The 15,109-nt window shown below is 62.1% G+C and carries 13 protein-coding genes and 2 pseudogenes; 7 read left to right on the top strand and 8 right to left on the bottom strand.

Features of this window, described 5'->3' with window-relative positions; all coding sequences use genetic code 11:
- Positions 1-115 precede the first annotated feature (115 nt).
- Complete coding sequence (locus QM467_RS06225) at positions 116-1,552, top strand: TadE/TadG family type IV pilus assembly protein (RefSeq protein ID WP_283365440.1); 1,437 nt, start codon at positions 116-118, stop codon at positions 1,550-1,552.
- Positions 1,553-1,577: 25 nt separating this feature from the next.
- Here the strand turns inward: QM467_RS06225 and QM467_RS06220 are convergent, their stop codons facing one another.
- Positions 1,578-1,793 (bottom strand): alkylphosphonate utilization protein, encoded by a 216-nt coding sequence (locus tag QM467_RS06220; protein ID WP_283365439.1) that lies wholly within the window; start codon positions 1,791-1,793, stop codon positions 1,578-1,580.
- 182 nt (positions 1,794-1,975) lie between these two features.
- Here QM467_RS06220 and QM467_RS06215 point away from each other — a divergent pair, with 182 nt between their 5' ends.
- Entirely contained in the window at positions 1,976-2,845 is an 870-nt protein-coding gene (locus tag QM467_RS06215) for a metal ABC transporter permease (protein WP_283365438.1), read from the top strand.
- On the opposite strand, the gene QM467_RS06210 is transcribed toward QM467_RS06215, so the two are convergent.
- Positions 2,817-3,251, bottom strand: a complete 435-nt coding sequence (locus QM467_RS06210) for a Fur family transcriptional regulator (RefSeq protein ID WP_283365437.1) — start codon at positions 3,249-3,251, stop codon at positions 2,817-2,819. The two genes, QM467_RS06215 and QM467_RS06210, sit on opposite strands and share 29 nt — an antisense overlap.
- Before the next feature lie 76 nt (positions 3,252-3,327).
- On the opposite strand from QM467_RS06210, the gene QM467_RS06205 reads away from it, so the two are divergent.
- Positions 3,328-4,233 carry a metal ABC transporter substrate-binding protein gene (locus QM467_RS06205; protein ID WP_283365436.1) on the top strand — a complete coding sequence of 302 codons (906 nt, stop codon included), beginning with the start codon at positions 3,328-3,330 and terminating at the stop codon, positions 4,231-4,233.
- An 11-nt stretch (positions 4,234-4,244) separates the two neighbouring features.
- Complete coding sequence (locus QM467_RS06200; RefSeq protein ID WP_283365435.1) at positions 4,245-5,384, top strand: CobW family GTP-binding protein; 1,140 nt, start codon at positions 4,245-4,247, stop codon at positions 5,382-5,384.
- Between the two features lie 6 nt (positions 5,385-5,390).
- On the opposite strand, the gene QM467_RS06195 is transcribed toward QM467_RS06200, so the two are convergent.
- From QM467_RS06195 to crcB, 3 genes are all read right to left on the bottom strand, one after another.
- Positions 5,391-5,870 (bottom strand): hypothetical protein, encoded by a 480-nt coding sequence (locus tag QM467_RS06195; RefSeq protein WP_283365434.1) that lies wholly within the window; start codon positions 5,868-5,870, stop codon positions 5,391-5,393.
- Positions 5,871-5,888: 18 nt separating this feature from the next.
- Complete coding sequence (locus QM467_RS06190; RefSeq protein WP_283365534.1) at positions 5,889-6,971, bottom strand: RluA family pseudouridine synthase; 1,083 nt, start codon at positions 6,969-6,971, stop codon at positions 5,889-5,891.
- A 338-nt stretch (positions 6,972-7,309) separates the two neighbouring features.
- Entirely contained in the window at positions 7,310-7,693 is a 384-nt protein-coding gene (crcB, locus tag QM467_RS06185) for a fluoride efflux transporter CrcB (RefSeq protein WP_283365433.1), read from the bottom strand.
- A gap of 281 nt (positions 7,694-7,974) precedes the next feature.
- Between crcB and QM467_RS06180 the strand changes: the two genes are divergently transcribed.
- Positions 7,975-10,290: a matrixin family metalloprotease gene (locus tag QM467_RS06180; protein ID WP_283365432.1), complete on the top strand. Its 2,316-nt coding sequence runs from the start codon at positions 7,975-7,977 to the stop codon at positions 10,288-10,290.
- 29 nt (positions 10,291-10,319) lie between these two features.
- Here the strand turns inward: QM467_RS06180 and QM467_RS06175 are convergent.
- The 3 genes and pseudogenes from QM467_RS06175 to QM467_RS06165 form a co-directional block, all read right to left on the bottom strand.
- Positions 10,320-11,631: pseudogene (locus QM467_RS06175) on the bottom strand (chloride channel protein).
- A 56-nt stretch (positions 11,632-11,687) separates the two neighbouring features.
- Positions 11,688-12,212: pseudogene (locus tag QM467_RS06170) on the bottom strand (AAA family ATPase); the annotation flags it as partial.
- 373 nt (positions 12,213-12,585) lie between these two features.
- Complete coding sequence (locus tag QM467_RS06165) at positions 12,586-12,813, bottom strand: helix-turn-helix domain-containing protein (RefSeq protein ID WP_283365431.1); 228 nt, start codon at positions 12,811-12,813, stop codon at positions 12,586-12,588.
- 81 nt (positions 12,814-12,894) lie between these two features.
- Between QM467_RS06165 and QM467_RS06160 the strand changes: the two genes are divergently transcribed.
- Both QM467_RS06160 and QM467_RS06155 read left to right on the top strand, forming a co-directional pair.
- Positions 12,895-13,560, top strand: coding sequence for a hypothetical protein (locus QM467_RS06160; RefSeq protein ID WP_283365430.1), 666 nt, complete (start codon positions 12,895-12,897; stop codon positions 13,558-13,560).
- Positions 13,561-13,941: 381 nt separating this feature from the next.
- Positions 13,942-15,102, top strand: coding sequence for a metallohydrolase (locus tag QM467_RS06155; protein ID WP_283365533.1), 1,161 nt, complete (start codon positions 13,942-13,944; stop codon positions 15,100-15,102).
- Positions 15,103-15,109 lie beyond the last annotated feature (7 nt).

Here is a 15,109-nt window from a genome sequence, read left to right as displayed (position 1 = left end):
AAATTGAATCAATGTATTGGGCTAATTGAAGGACTCCCCTTTTATTCTGCGGATTAGAGACCAGGGGCCCGTCCGGCGGACGCCCCGAAAGCAGGCACGACAGGGAGAAGCGCCCGTGCAACGCAGCAGCCTTCGACGGAAATTGAGCGCCTTCTCGCGCGACAGCTCGGGGTCGGTCCTGATGTTCTTCGGGCTGGCCCTCATGGCGATTTTCATCGTTGTGGGCCTGGTGCTTGACTATGGGCGGGCGCTGTCCGCCAAGGCCGTGCTCAACACGGCGACCGACGCGGCGGCGCTCGCCGCGCTCAGCGCCGCCCAATCCGGCTATATCAACAACGCCGGCGCGAGCCAGATGATGATCGACGCCCAGGCCGCGGCGCAACGCGCCTTCGTCGCCAATGCGGGCCAGACCTATAATATTCTCAGCAGCGCGCCGACGATCAACGTTCAGCGCAACGGGCAGGTCATCACCGCCAATATCAGCTATCAGGCCCAGTCGCCGAACCTGTTCGGCTCGCTGGCCCATGTCGCCAACATGAACCTGTCGCACTCGGCCGCTTCCGCGCTGACCCTCCCGAGTTATCTCAATTTCTACCTTCTGCTCGACGTCTCCGGCTCGATGGGCATTCCCTCGACCAATACGGAGATCGACCGTCTGGCCAAGATCAATCCGGATTATCTTAATCTCTATCCGGGCGGCTGCACCATCGCCTGCCATTTCACCGCCTATTCGGCTTGCCAGAACGCCAAGGGCGCGACGGTGATGTGCCAAGGCTACAATCTCACGCGCAATGGCGGCAACGCCAAGAATACGCCTGTGACCTATTGCCCGCAGCCGGGCACCAGCGCCTGCATCCAGCTTCGGCTCGACGCCGTCGCCTACGCCACGCAGCAATTGATCCAGACGGCGATCGACACCGCGGCGTCCGACCATATTCCCAACCAGTTCGGGATCGGGCTCTACCCCTTCGTGCGCTGGATGCAGAGCTATCAGGCGCTGTCGACCAATCTGACCACGGTCAAGACCGCCGCCGCCGGCCTCACCGCCCTGATCGATAATGGCAACGGCTCCAGCACAGTCAACCTGCCCACGAGCGGGCTCGGCTCCGGGGGCACACATTTCGAGAACGCCCTGACCTCCATGAACACGACCATCACGAAGATCGGCGACGGCAGCAGCGCGACCTCGCCGCGCCCCTTCGTCTTCATGGTGACCGACGGCGCCCAGAACAACCAGATCCAGCAGAACAACGGCTCCTGGAGCGGCAGCAACAACGCCACGACCCTGAACACGACCAATTGCACGACGATCAAGAACCGCGGCATCACTTTGGCCGTGCTCTATGTCCCCTATGTCCCGATCCCCAATCCGACCACGATCTGGAATGACGAGGACCACGCGGCCAACAACAATATCCCGTTCATCGAGCCGTCTCTCAAGTCCTGCGCCTCGCCGAACTTCTATTTCAAGGCCTCGACGCCGCAGGATATCGCCAACGCCATGCAGGCCATGTTCAACATGGCGGTCGCCACGGCGCATCTGACGCAGTGACGAATCGGCGGGGCGCGCGGGTCGCTCAGGCCTTTTTCAGGAAGCAGGTCTTGAGCACCAGTCCCTTGACCTTGTCGGTGCGGCCCTCGATCTCCTCGGGGTCGTCGGTCAGGTGAATGCCCCGCACCATCGTGCCGCGCTTGAGCACGGTCGAGGAGCCCTTGACCTTGAGATCCTTGATGAGGGTGACATTGTCGCCCTCGTTCAAAATGGCGCCGTTGGAATCACGCGTCTCGGACATGGATTTTTCCCCTTCTTGCTCCTGGGCGGGTAAAGCCGCCTAGCGGGCGAATGTCCAGCGCGAATCGCGCGGGCGCGGCGAAAACGCCCTTCAGCGACGCAGCCATGGCCGCTTTTTCGGGGTCCTTGCGCTTGGCTTTCGGGCCGACATGACAGATCGGCGCGGGCAAGCTAAAGAGGCCCATGCTCTACACGCTGCTGATCGCCCCCTTCCTCGATTTCGAATTCATGCGCCGCGCCCTCGTCGGCGCGATGGCGCTGGCGCTGGCGGGGGCGCCGCTCGGCGTCTTTCTCATTTTGCGGCGCATGTCGCTTTCCGGCGACGCCATGGCCCACGCCATCCTGCCCGGCGCGGCGATCGGCTATCTTGTCGCGGGGCTTTCGCTGCCCGCCATGACCATCGGCGGGGTCGTCGCCGGTTTCGCGGTCGCGATCGGCTCCGGCGCCATCGCCCGCGCCACCGCCTTGCGCGAGGACGCCTCGCTGGCCGCCTTCTACCTGCTGTCTCTGGCGCTGGGCGTCGCCATCGTCTCGGTGCGCGGCTCCAATGTCGATCTGCTGCATGTTCTGTTTGGCAGCGTGCTCGCGCTCGATGACGCCACCATGCTGCTGCTCGCCAGCATCGCCAGCCTGACGCTGATCGGCCTCGCGGTGATCTATCGCCCGCTGGTGATGGACACGCTCGACCCCGGCTTTCTCGCCACCGTCAGCGGCGCGGGCGCCTGGACCCACGCGGTCTTCCTCGCGTTTGTCGCGCTGAATCTCGTCGCCGGCTTCCACGCGCTCGGCACCTTGCTGGCGGTGGGCGCGATGATGCTGCCTGCCGTCAGCGCGCGCCTGTGGACGCAGGACATTACCGGGATGATCCTGATCGCCGCCGCCTTCGGCCTCATCGGCGCCTATGGGGGCCTGCTGGCCTCCTTCTACTGGGGCCTGCCCTCGGGGCCGATGATCATCCTCGCCTGCGGCGTTTTCTATGTGGGATCGCTGATCGCCGGGCCGGCGGGCGGGCTGTTGCGCCGCCTCACGCCTCGCTCGCATCTGGAAGGGTAGAACAAGCCCCGCACAGGCCCTGAATCTCAATCGCCACCCGCTCGGCCGTGAAGCCCCCGCGCGCCGCCGCGCGCGACAGCAGCGTCTCGATCTCCTCATCGCCGAATTCCAGCGTCTTGCCGCAGGACCGGCAGATCATGAAGCCCGCGCGGTGGCGATGGCCGCAGGAATGGCCCGAGCCATGCCCGGAATCCCGGCAGGCGACATAGGCGTTGCGCGTCTCCAGCCGGTGGGCCAGCCCCTCGTCGATCAGTTTTTGCAAAGCGCGATAAACGGTCGGCGGCGCGACGCGGCCATGCTCCCCGCGCAAGGCGTCGATGACGTCATAAGCCGAAAGCGGCTTTTCGGCCTGCGCGAGCAGGTCGCGGATGCGGCTCTGCGTTTCATTCAAAGGCGCCGGCGCCATTCTGACCCTCTTGACGGATGTTATAATATACGCAACCCTCTGCGCGAAGATAATGTTCCAAGGATAGGATGCAACCATGCGCCTGCAAAGAGTCCTGATCCGCGCCCTGACGCTGCTGCTCGCATTTTCACCCTTGTCGGCACGCGCTGAAGGCCCGGAAAGGCTCCCGGTGGTCGCAAGTTTCTCCATTCTGGCCGATTTCGTCCGCCAGATCGGCGGCGACAAGGTCGCGGTGAAATCGCTGGTCGGGCCGAATGGCGACGCCCATGTCTTCCAGCCGAGCCCGACCGACGCGCAGAGCCTCGCAGGCGCCAGGCTGATCGTCGTCAACGGCCTCGCGCTCGAAGGCTGGATGTCGCGCCTCATCGCCGCCTCCGGGGCCAAGGCCCCCGTCGTTGTCGCGTCCAGGGGCGTCAAGCCGCGCGAAGGAGAAGAGGAGGGCAAGAAAGGCGTCGATCCCCATGCCTGGCAGAGCATCGCCAATGCGAAAATCTATGTCGGCAACATCCTCGCCGGCCTGATCGCCGCCGACCCCGCCGACGCCGACTTTTTCCGCGCCCGCGCCCAGCAATATGAACTCGCGCTGGATGAGACCGACAGGAAAGTGCGCGCGGCCATCGCCTCGATTCCGCCGGAAAACCGCAAGATCATCACCACCCATGACGCCTTCGGCTATTTCGGCGAGGCCTATGGCTTCACCTTCATCGCGCCGCTGGGCCTCTCCACCGATTCGGAGCCGTCCGCACGCGACGTCGCGCGGCTGATCACCCAGATCAAACATGACAAGGCGCCTGCCGTTTTCTTAGAAAACATTTCTGATCCGCGTCTCATGAAGCGTATCGGGCAGGAATCCGGGGCGAAAATAGGCGGCGACCTTTATTCCGATTCGCTTTCGACGCCCGACGGCCCGGCGGGCACTTACATTGCGATGATGGAACACAATATAGTCGAGTTGAAGAAGGCGCTGGCCCCCAACATCTGACCGGAGTTCGCATGTCCGTTGAAAAGATTCCCGTCACCGTCCTCACCGGCTATCTCGGGGCGGGCAAGACCACGCTGCTGAATCGCATTCTCACCGAGGATCACGGCAAGAAATTCGCCGTGATCGTCAATGAGTTTGGCGAAATCGGCATCGACAACGACCTCGTCGTGGACGCCGACGAGGAAGTGTTCGAAATGAACAACGGCTGCATCTGCTGCACCGTGCGCGGCGATCTCATCCGCATCATCGAAGGCCTGATGCGCCGCAAGGGCAAGTTCGACGCGATCCTGGTCGAGACGACCGGCCTCGCCGACCCTGCCCCGGTCGCGCAGACCTTTTTCGTGGACGCCGACGTCCAGAACGAGGCCCGGCTCGACGCCATTGTCACCGTGGCTGATGCAAAATTCCTCGCCGCCCGGCTGAAGGACGCGCCCGAGGCCAAGAACCAGATCGTCTTCGCCGACGTCATCCTGCTCAACAAGACCGATCTCGTGACTCCGGACGAACTGGAGGAAGTTGAAGCCCGCATTCGCGGCCTCAACCCCTACGCCAAGCTGCATCGCACCCGGAACTGCGATGTGTCGCTCGGCGCCGTGCTCGACCGCAAGGCCTTCGACCTCGACCGCATCCTGGAGCTGGAGCCGGAATTCCTGACAGTCGAAGAGCACGACCACGATCACGATCATCATAGCCATGGCCATCACGGCCACGAGCATCACGGTCATGGTCATGACCACGAACATCACGAGCACGGCCACGATCATGAATGCGGCCCGGATTGCGGCCACGATCACGAGCATGAGCACAAGCACGACGACGGCCATCATGCGCCGAAAGTCCTGCATGACGACGAGGTGCGTTCGGTCGCGTTCCAGCTCGACGGTCCGGTCGATCCGGATCTCTTCCTGCCCTGGATCAATGAGGTGGTGCAGCGCGACGGCCCGGACATCCTGCGCTCCAAGGGCATTCTCGCCTTCCCCGACGAGCCTAGGCGCTATGTCTTCCAGGGCGTCCACATGATCCTCGACGGCGACCTGCAACGCGACTGGAAGCCCGAGGAAAAACGCGCCAGCCGCATCGTCTTCATCGGCCGCAAGCTGAAGGAAGATGAATTGCGCACGGGCTTCGAGGCCTGCGCCTACGCCGCGTGACGACGCCTAAAACAGGGCGGCGATCCCGAAAGCGAGCGCCGAAAGGACGAATACCCCGCCCCAGACCGCGCGCGTGGTTTCCTTCGCTGGAAACCGCCCGCGCAGGTTGGGCAAACGCGACCAGATCGCATCGAAGGAGATGAGTCCCGCAAGCGCCGCAGGAAAGAACGCCGCCCCGCGCAATTCGCGCGAACACGCGTCGAGCGCGACCAAAGCGGCGACGGCAGAGACCGGGACCAGAAAGACAGCCGCCCAGGCGCCCGCGCGCGGCATGGCGCCCATCGTCCCGGCGATGATCAGCAGCACGGTGAGGGAAAGCCACAAGCCGGCGACGAGGAACATGCCCTCGTAAGCCGCCGCGATCACCGCCTCGCCGCCGCCCGTCCGGATCGTCAGGGCGTCATGCAGCGTCGCGACATAGAGTCCGGCCGCCACGAGGAGGACGAGCGCAAATCCGAAAGGAAAAGAGGCCTTGCCTTCGGGCATGAACCGCTCTCCCCGCCGCTATTCTTCCGGCGCGTCCATGATCGGATCGTGCTGGCTGGCGTCGAAGCCGAACATGTCCCAGCTTTTTTTCATGTGCGGCGGCAGCGGCGCGGTGACGTCCAGCACGCCGCCCTTGGGATGCGGCAGGATCAGGCGCCGCGCGAGAAGGTGCAGCTTGTTCTCGACCCCGTCCGGCAGATTGCGGTTGGGGTCGGCGCGGCGATAGGAATCTTCGACGCCGTGGCCATATTTCGGGTCGCCGACGATGGGGCAGCCGATGGCCTCGGCATGGGCGCGCAACTGGTGGGTGCGCCCGGTCAGCGGCTTCATCGACAGCCACGACAGCCTGGGGCTGAGCTTGTCCACCACGGCGTAATAGGTCAGCGAATGCTGGGCGTCGTCGTCGCCATGCTTGGCCACACGCATTTTCTCGATGTCGCGCCGCGCCTCCATGCCGTGACGCCCTTTTTCACGGGACGGCCGGTTGTCGCCCATCGCCTCGCCCTTGGCGAGATAGAGCGAGATGCGGCCCTGGGCCGGGCGCGGCACGCCCTCGACCATGGCCCAGTAAATCTTCTTTGCCGAACGCGAGCGGAAAATCTCGCCGAGGTCGGCGGCCATTTTCCGCGTCTTGGCGATCAACAGCACGCCGGAGGTGTCGCGGTCGAGGCGATGGACCAGAACCGGCCGGTCGCCGCGCTCATTGGCGAGCGATTGCAACATGCCGTCGAGATGGACCCTGGTGCCCGAACCGCCCTGCACCGCGAGGCCGAAGGGCTTGTTGAGCACCATCAGGTCGCGGTCGTCGAGCAGGACCATGTCGCGGATGGCGCGGGCGTCGGCCTCGGAAGCGACCGGCCGCTTGACCGCCGGCGCTTTCACGCCCTCAATGCTCAACGGCGGGACGCGCACATTGGCCCCCGCTACGACACGGGTGGAGGTGTCCACGCGCTTGCCGCTCAGCCGGACCTCGCCTTTGCGGCAGATCTTCGCCAGATGCGACAGCGAAAGCGTCGGGATGCGCCGCTTGAACCAGCGGTCAATGCGCATGCCGTCCTCGTCCTCGGTGACGAGCAGAATCTGCACCGAACCGGTTTCCATGTCGGGCGCGGGCGCGGGCGCCTCCCCGGCTTCGGCGGCGTGAAATTTCTCCGCCGATTCCCGCACAAGGCGCGCTGCCTTCACCGGATCGAAAGCGTCGTCCTCAGGCCGCGCCTTTTTCGGACGCGCGGCGAAAAAACTTTTGGGCTTCGGCGCTTCGCTTTTGGGGCCGGCGCTTCTGGGACCGGCGCTTTTGGAGCCGAAGCTCTTGTCGGCGCCCAGCGTCCGCGCACGCGCGACGGGAGCGCGACCCTTGCCGCCGCCGCCGCTTTTTGACGCCCCCTTGCTTGCTGCTCCCTTGCCTGATGCTCCTTTGGGAGAGCCGGTGCGCACACGCGTCATGACAAAGCCCTCACTAAAGCAAGGCCGCCAAAGACCCCGGCCAGGGCAAGAAGAACGGATCCGCCGACATAGGCCGCCATCAGGCCCAGATCGCCGCGCTCATAGAGCAGGGCCGAGTCGAGCGAAAAGGCGGAAAAGGTCGTATAGCCGCCAAGAACGCCGGTCAGCAGGAACAGCCGCACATGCTGCGTCCAGCCCGCTCCGGCGCGGAAGGCAAGATAACCCGCGATCAGGCCCATGACCAGCGAGCCGGAAATATTGATGACGAATGTGCCCCACGGAAAATTCATCCCCCACAGCCGCGCCGCAAGGATATTGATGGTGTGGCGCAGGCATCCGCCGAGCCCGGCGCCGAAGAATACGAGAAGATAGGCTTGCATCGACTTTCTATAGCCAAGCCGGGCGCCGGCGTCATCAAGGCATTTGCGGCGGCGGCGCCTAGGCCGCGCCTTGCCTCCGTGCTCGCGTTCCCGGCCGATGGCCGAACCGGGATGCGCTCTTATTGCGGCGGATCGTCGCGAAACAGATGAAATTTTATCTAGCGAAAACAACCATATTCGTGCAAGAGAGGTTTTTGTGCGGCAGCTTGGCCGCTCGCTGTATCTTGATGCCGGCTCACGCCTTGTTTGGCGTTTTCCGTCTGGCGGGTTGAGGGGAAGACATGGCGCGCAACTGGCTCAACGCTCGGTCATTCGGAAATGGTCAGGATTCTGGCGACGTTTCAGGCTGGCAGGATCAGACGATCTTCGATCCGGCCAATTTTGCCGGCGTCGCTCCGATCTTCCTGCCCGTCGCAAACCAAAGCCACGGCATTGGAACGACGACAAACGGCTTCGCATCCGGCGGCGCCGCATCCGCGACCAGCGGCGCGACAGTAGAAGGCGCGCCCGGCCCAGGCAGCGCGATCGCCGTCACGGTGGCCCCGGCCGACCATGACACCGCCAGCCTGCTTTGGGGCGACAAGTGGAACACGACCAATCTGACATACAGTTTCCCGACCAATTCGGCCGACTATGGAACCTCCCAGGGGACAGGCGCGGGACAATATAATTCGGCCGACCCCTTCACGGGCTTTTCCGGCCTGACGGCGAACCAGAAGACATATGTCCGGCGCGCGCTGGCCATGCTTTCGAGCTTCACCGGCCTGACCTTCACCGAAATCACCGAGACCACGACAACCCACGCCGATCTTCGTTTCGCGAATTCGTCCTCGACGGTGAACCCCACGGCGCACGCCTATCCGATCGGCGACCTCTCGAACGGAGAGACAGCCGACGGACGCATGTGGGGCGACGTCTGGTATGGCGGCACCGGCCAGAACCCGACCCTCGGCAATTTCGACAATGGCCAGTCGACCATGCACGAGATCGGCCATGCGCTTGGCCTCAAGCATGGCCAGGACAATTTTTCCTTCGGCGTCATGAGCGCCGCGCATCTCGACATCGAATATTCGGATATGAACTATCCGAACTACGTCGGTTCAACGGAAGGCTTTGGCACGGCTGGTCCCGGGTCGAGCGAGCAGACCTACCAGATGTACGATATCGCCGCGCTGCAATATCTTTATGGCGCGAATTATTCGAAATTGAACCAGAACGTCACCTACACGTGGTCCGCCACGACGGGCGAAATGTCGATCAATGGAGTCGGCCAGGGCGCCCCAGAGAAGAATGCGGGCGGGTCTGTCGGCAATATCTTCGACACGGTTTGGACGGCGGGCGCCAAGTCGACTTATGACCTCAGCAATTTCAACACCAACGGCACGCTCGATCTCAGGCCAGGCAAGGGCCTGCTGTTCTCGTCAGCCCAGCGTGCTGATCTTGGCTATTACGGAAACTCAGGCCCCGGCGTGGATTACGCCCAGTACAATGTGTATAACACGCTGGATTTCGGCGGCGATACATCATCCGAAATCACCAATCTGATTGTCGGCAACGGCAATAACACGATCTATGGTGACAACGTCTTCAACACGTTCACGCTCGGAAACGGCAATGATGTCGTCAAACTTGGAACGAAGGGCGGCACGGTGGTCGCCGGCGCCGGCGCCGATCAGTTTTACAGCACGGCAAGCGCTCGCAGCCATTACAAGCTCGGCGCCGGCGGCTATTTCATCAGCGGCGGCGGCTATGACGAGCTAAACCTGAACGCCCTCGGCGGCTCCGCGACCGTGAAGGTCGATTTCAGCACCGGCCAGGTTTACGACGGCTCGACCCTGAAGGCTCAGTTTTATGGCGTCGCCGCGATAACAACAGCCGCTCGCGCGACAGACGTCTATGATCTGGGCGTCGGAGATCAAATCTATTCGGCCAATGGCGTCCATATCGATGGCGCGAGCGCTGGCGCCGGCCAGGATTACATCCAGATCGATGCAGGCGGCGGCTATGTGAAGCCGGGAAACGCCAAGGGCGCCGATTATGTGACCGTGACGGGCGGCAATACGTTGCTTGATCTGGGCGGCTTGACGGGCGCGGGCTCGCTCGTGGTCGATCTTGACCACGGCTATGCGTATTTCGCGGGCAGCTCCGGTGTCGTCGCGCTCGGCTTTTCCGGTGTCGATCAATTCCAGGCCGGCGCCGGCGCCGAGATTTTCGTCGGCCAGAATTCCGGCGGAACCGACACCATCAATTTCAGCAACGCCTTCGAAATTTATTATGGCGGCGCCGTCGGCAACACCATTATCGGCGGCGGCGGCGACGCCTATGTCATGGCCGGAAGCGGGACCGATATCATCAAGGAGAGCAGCTCGTCCCTCGTTGCGGGGAAAGCTGTCGGCATTTCCGATTTCCATGTGTTTGACGGCGTGAACGGGACCTATCTGGACTTGCCGACCGCGATGGCGTCCTCCACCAGCTTTACCGATGTCAGCGGTGGCGCCTTCATAGCGACCGCGCTGGCGCCCGGCCAGTATTGGGAAGCGTATGTCTCCGGCGTGTCTGCGTCCCAGGTTCAAGCCCAGACCCGGTTTATCCTGTAACCGGCGACGCCCGAAACGGCGGCGCGGCCTCAGACCACTTGGGGCGCCGCGGGCGTCAGATCATTTGCCGCAGGCTTGGGCAGAAAATGATGGGAGAGGGCGTGGTAAAGTCCTTCCCGGCTCAGCAGATGCGACGCGGCCCGGGCGATCATCGCGGCGAGCATCAAGGGGATGATCATGGCGTGATCGTCGGTCATCTCCGACACGATGACGAAAGCCGTGATCGGCGCCTGGGTCACGCCTGTGAGATAAGCAACCATGCCAATCAGGGCGAGCGCGCCCAGCGCCACATGAGGAAAAACGAGGCTGAGCGCGGCGCCTTCACCGGCGCCGATCGCCAACGAGGGCGAGAAGACGCCGCCCGGAATGCCGCTAATGGCGGAGAGCGTCGTGGCGACGAATTTCAGCGGCGCGAACCAGTAATCGATTTCGCCGCTGGCGTGAACGACCGTGCGAGCTTGAGCATAGCCTGTACCGAAGACCGAGGCGTCGCCATTCATTCCGCATAGGGCCACGCCCAAGCCACAGAGCATGGCGAACAGGACCGGCCACCTGGCGATGGCGTCGCCCGCGCGGCCCGGAAGGCCATGAGCGAAGGCGACGACAAGGCGGATGAACAGGCCTCCGGTCAAGCCTCCGATGGCGGCGCAGGCCAGAACCGCCAGCCAGTCGGCGCTCAGCGGCAGGCGCTCCGTCGTCGAGCCGAAATAGGAATAATCGCCGACCAGCGCGAAAGAGGTGAGGCCCGCGGCAATCACCGCGCCGATGATCAGGCCGCTCGTGCGCGCCTCGAAAGAGCGGCTCATCTCCTCGATTCCGAATACGATTCCCGCCAGCGGCGTATTGAAGGCTGCGGCCACGCCCGCCGCGGCCCCCGCCAGGAGAAAGCCTCCCTGCCGATAGGGAGAGATGCGCCCCATAGCGAACATGATGGCCGCCGACCTGAACGGTCGGGCCCTCGCGCCCCGTGGAGGCGCCAGCCAACAGGCCGAGGGTCATCACCAGGATCTTGCCGAAGGCGACACGCAGCGAAACCAGCGAAGCGCGTTGGGCCTGGTCCTCGATCTGAAGCGCGGCGATGGCCTGCGGAATGCCGCTGCCTTGAGAATTCGGAAAAACATGGCGGGCCAGCAAGATCGCGACCCCGAAGCCCAGCGGCGTGACTGCGAAGACCACGCCGGGAATGCGCTGGTGCAAAGTGAGGAAAGCCTCCTGCGCATGGTCCGCGAGCCAGGCCATCGCCACGGCGACGGCGCCGACCGCCATGCCGCCGATGATGAAAAGGCCCCGACGCAACCAGCGCTTGACAGCCAAACGCGAGCGCACCGCGACATGCGACACGGCGCGATCAAAATTCCTCGGCTTTTCCACGCCACACTTCTCCCAAACCCGCGTACTCAGCTTTCGCCACGCTCCTTGCGCAGCTTGGCCCAATATTCCAGCCGTTTGCCGATCTCGCGCTCGAAGCCGCGTTCGACCGGCTTGTACAGCTTCTGCCGCCCCAGCTCCTCCGGCCAGTAGTTCTGGCCGGAAAAGGCGTCGGGCTCGTCATGGTCATAGGCGTAGCCCGAGCCATAGCCTTCCGATTTCATCAGCTTGGTCGGGGCGTTGAGAATGACCTTGGGCGGCATCAGCGAACCGCGTTCGCGCGCCAGCCGCATCGCCGCCTTGTAGGCGCTGTAATTGGCGTTGGATTTCGGCGCCGTGGCGCAATAGACGACCGCCTGGGCGATGGCCAGTTCGCCCTCGGGGCTGCCGAGAAAATCATAGGCGTCCTTGGCGGCATTGGCGATCACAAGCGCCTGTGGATCAGCGAGGCCGATATCCTCGACCGCCATTCGCACCACGCGGCGCGCGATGAACAGAGGGTCTTCGCCAGCGTCGAACATGCGCGCGAGATAATAGAGCGCCGCGTCGGGGTCTTATCTTGACAGCTTCGATGTATCGCTGCGTAAGCGTGCATGGGAAGTCCGCTCCTTTGAGATGGCCGTATATCCTCGCTCCTAAAGCCGATCTAGCTGCGGAGCATTTCTTTAGGACCCTAATTCGCGCAAGGCGCGTCGCGCCAGAGGGATACAAAGCAACGGGGTCGAACTACGCTTAAGGCGCCGCGTAGTGGTGCGATGCCATTGCGATGTATAAATACATGCGCAACGCATCATAACGTCCGAGCGCGGATCGGCTGATCTAGTCGTTCTCGCACCTGTTTTCTGACCCCATTATAAGCAGCCGTCTCCAGATACGGTTGTATAATCTGCTCGACCGGCGCCAATATTTCCCGAGCCTTAGCAGCGCTCAGCCTTCTTCAAGCAGCGCACTGAGCGAAAGGCCAAAGGCGTCAGCTAGTATCTCTATGTTGTCGATGGAAATGTTGCGTTTTCCAGCCTCGACCTCGGATAAATAAGTTTGCGTGAGGTTTACTTGGTGGGCTAGCGCTTCTTGCGTGACACCCCGTTCCCTTCTCAGACGGCGGAGGTTCCTCGCCAAAATATCTCTACCTGCGCGTTTTCGGGGCGTTTCCATACCGTTAGGAAGCGCATTTGGACACTCGACAATCTATTAACTATAAGGGATATTCGTCTTTGATGAAGCGTCGGGGCGATAATGTACGCGAGCGAAAAGAAAATTGACCGGTTATTGAATCTCGCCGGACGAAATTCGGACATCCTGTTTGACGTAAGTGCGAATTTGGCCCGCATCAACCAAAAATTGGACGAGATTGCAGAGCGTCTGCGTGTCGCAGATCTGCGGCAATGGTCCGCCTCGCGCGCGGCATTGGGACTTTGGTCGCCCGTGTGGGAAGACGAGTTCGCGAGACAGTTCAATTTCGACCAATTCGAAGGGCACCTGGCCGATCAATCTTTGCCCCCAAAATCTGTGCGCCGTGGCGCTACTCCGGTGGGGAATAACCCCGCCCAGATAGCGGCGACATGGTCCTCCTACCTCGCGCACCCTTTCGCGATCACCTGCGGCGAAGGTTGGAATCCTTTGATTTGTCGCTCGCTCGAAAAGATGTTTGCGCTTGCCTCCATGCATGGTTTTAAGCTCGGTATCGCGCAAGTCATTGAAATCAATGGGCGATTAAAGATCCAGGTCGAATCTATCGGCCTAAGGGCGCACGTGGCTGCTCAGTTGCAGCGCGTCGCGGACTTGGCGGAAGCATGTTCGACGGGGATTTGTGAGATGTGCGGCGAAGAAGGCGCGCTCCGTCAAATTCGGGATTCGCAAAAAGTTCGCTGCCTTGCACATACTATTCATGGAGATGAATGATTCGCCCGTGAAGAACGCTGTTCAGGCAGGGACGGGTCGGCAATCGAGCCGGCCAAGCAATGACGCGGCGTGTTGGCAGCTTTCGCCGCCGGCGTTTCGGTATGGTACCGTAAACGCCCTCCATCCGCTCAATTGGGAAGTCACGGGTACGCGCGACTGCCGAGACGTGCATGGATGCGCGCCATGATCACCTGAGTCGACTCGTAGAAGACGCGAATACTCCCATCCTTAGGGCGTCAACATTGAGTTCTAGCATGACCTGCTCTGCGCCGGCTCTGTCGGCAGCGCCTTTTCGCGGATTCACCGGCAAAAGCCACGCCAATTTTTAAGAATTATTTAGTTCGCCCCCTTGCGTACAAATGAGGAACACCCACCTTGTGCGTGGCAGTTCATTTGGAGGTGCGAATGCCTGTTAAAACTACTCATTTTAAAGTCGGCAACGGCGACATGACATTAATTGAATTCGAAAGCGGCAAGCGCCTGCTTGTCGACATCAAAATTCGATCAGCGGCCGATGATTCCGATGACGAAACGCCAGACGTTGGCGCCCAATTGCGCGAGCGGCTCGACCGTGACGCCGCCAAGCGGAAATTTGTCGATGCCTTCCTTCTGACCCACCCAGACCAAGACCACTGTTCCGGCTTGCGCAACCACTTCCATCTCGGATCGCTGAAGGATTGGAGCGAAAAAGACGACAAGATCGTCATCCGTGAAATGTGGTCGTCGCCGCTCATCTTCCGGCGCGCTGAGAAGAAGTCGCCGCTCTGCGACGACGCCAAAGCCTGGATTAGCGAAGCGCGTCGACGGGTCAAAGTTTTCGAGACGAAGGGAGCCTTCGAAGACGGCGATCGCATCCTCATCCTCGGCGAAGATATTGACGGCAAAACGGACAAGCTCGGCGCTATCGTGATGAAAGCGGGCTCGCGCTTTTCGAAAATTTGCGGCAATGCCGACACCTCGTTCGAATCCCTTCTTCTCGGGCCGATGCTAGCCGCCGACGACGAAGAGGACGAAAAACTCTCGAAAAACGACTCGAGCGTGGTGATGCAATTGTCGCTGCTCGTCGGCTCCAAGGTTGCGGCGCGCTACCTGCTCGGCGGCGACGCCGAAGTCGCGATCTGGGAAAAGGTGCGCGATACCTACACTGACGACGACCTCAAATATGATGTCCTGTTGGCGCCGCATCACTGCTCATGGCATAGCCTGTCGTGGGACAGCTGGTCCGAAAAGGGCGAGAAAGCCGAAGTTTCGAAAAAGGCGCGCAGTGCATTGGCGCAAGCCGAAGCGGGCGCGATGATCTTATCAAGCAGCTGCGAAATCGAAGACGACGAAATTGATCCGCCCTGTATCCGCGCCGAACGCGAATACAAGAACATTGTCAAGAAGGTGGCCGGCGAATTTCGTTGCCTCGCGGATGATCCGGGCGACGAACCGTTCGAAATCACCGTCAGCCAATACGGACCCAAAGCCGGGCGCAAGAGGGCAGCCGCGGTCGCAGGTCTGAGCACCGGCGTCGGGACCGAAGCCCTCGGTCACGGCTGATCGGATA

Origin of the sequence: Rhodoblastus sp. 17X3 (genome assembly GCF_030056575.1) — a bacterium.
Classification (GTDB): domain Bacteria; phylum Pseudomonadota; class Alphaproteobacteria; order Rhizobiales; family Beijerinckiaceae; genus Rhodoblastus.
The sequence above is the reverse complement of the archived record's forward strand: the minus strand, read 5'-3'. Positions and strand labels throughout refer to the sequence as shown.

Coding starts and splice junctions, on each gene's coding strand:
- QM467_RS06220 (WP_283365439.1), bottom strand. CDS start 1,793: ATGTCCGAGACGCGTGATTCCAACGGCGCCATTTTGAACGAGGGCGAC.
- QM467_RS06215 (WP_283365438.1), top strand. CDS start 1,976: ATGCTCTACACGCTGCTGATCGCCCCCTTCCTCGATTTCGAATTCATG.
- QM467_RS06210 (WP_283365437.1), bottom strand. CDS start 3,251: ATGGCGCCGGCGCCTTTGAATGAAACGCAGAGCCGCATCCGCGACCTG.
- QM467_RS06205 (WP_283365436.1), top strand. CDS start 3,328: ATGCGCCTGCAAAGAGTCCTGATCCGCGCCCTGACGCTGCTGCTCGCA.
- QM467_RS06200 (WP_283365435.1), top strand. CDS start 4,245: ATGTCCGTTGAAAAGATTCCCGTCACCGTCCTCACCGGCTATCTCGGG.
- QM467_RS06195 (WP_283365434.1), bottom strand. CDS start 5,870: ATGCCCGAAGGCAAGGCCTCTTTTCCTTTCGGATTTGCGCTCGTCCTC.
- QM467_RS06190 (WP_283365534.1), bottom strand. CDS start 6,971: ATGGAAACCGGTTCGGTGCAGATTCTGCTCGTCACCGAGGACGAGGAC.
- crcB (WP_283365433.1), bottom strand. CDS start 7,693: ATGCAAGCCTATCTTCTCGTATTCTTCGGCGCCGGGCTCGGCGGATGC.
- QM467_RS06180 (WP_283365432.1), top strand. CDS start 7,975: ATGGCGCGCAACTGGCTCAACGCTCGGTCATTCGGAAATGGTCAGGAT.
- QM467_RS06165 (WP_283365431.1), bottom strand. CDS start 12,813: ATGGAAACGCCCCGAAAACGCGCAGGTAGAGATATTTTGGCGAGGAAC.
- QM467_RS06160 (WP_283365430.1), top strand. CDS start 12,895: ATGTACGCGAGCGAAAAGAAAATTGACCGGTTATTGAATCTCGCCGGA.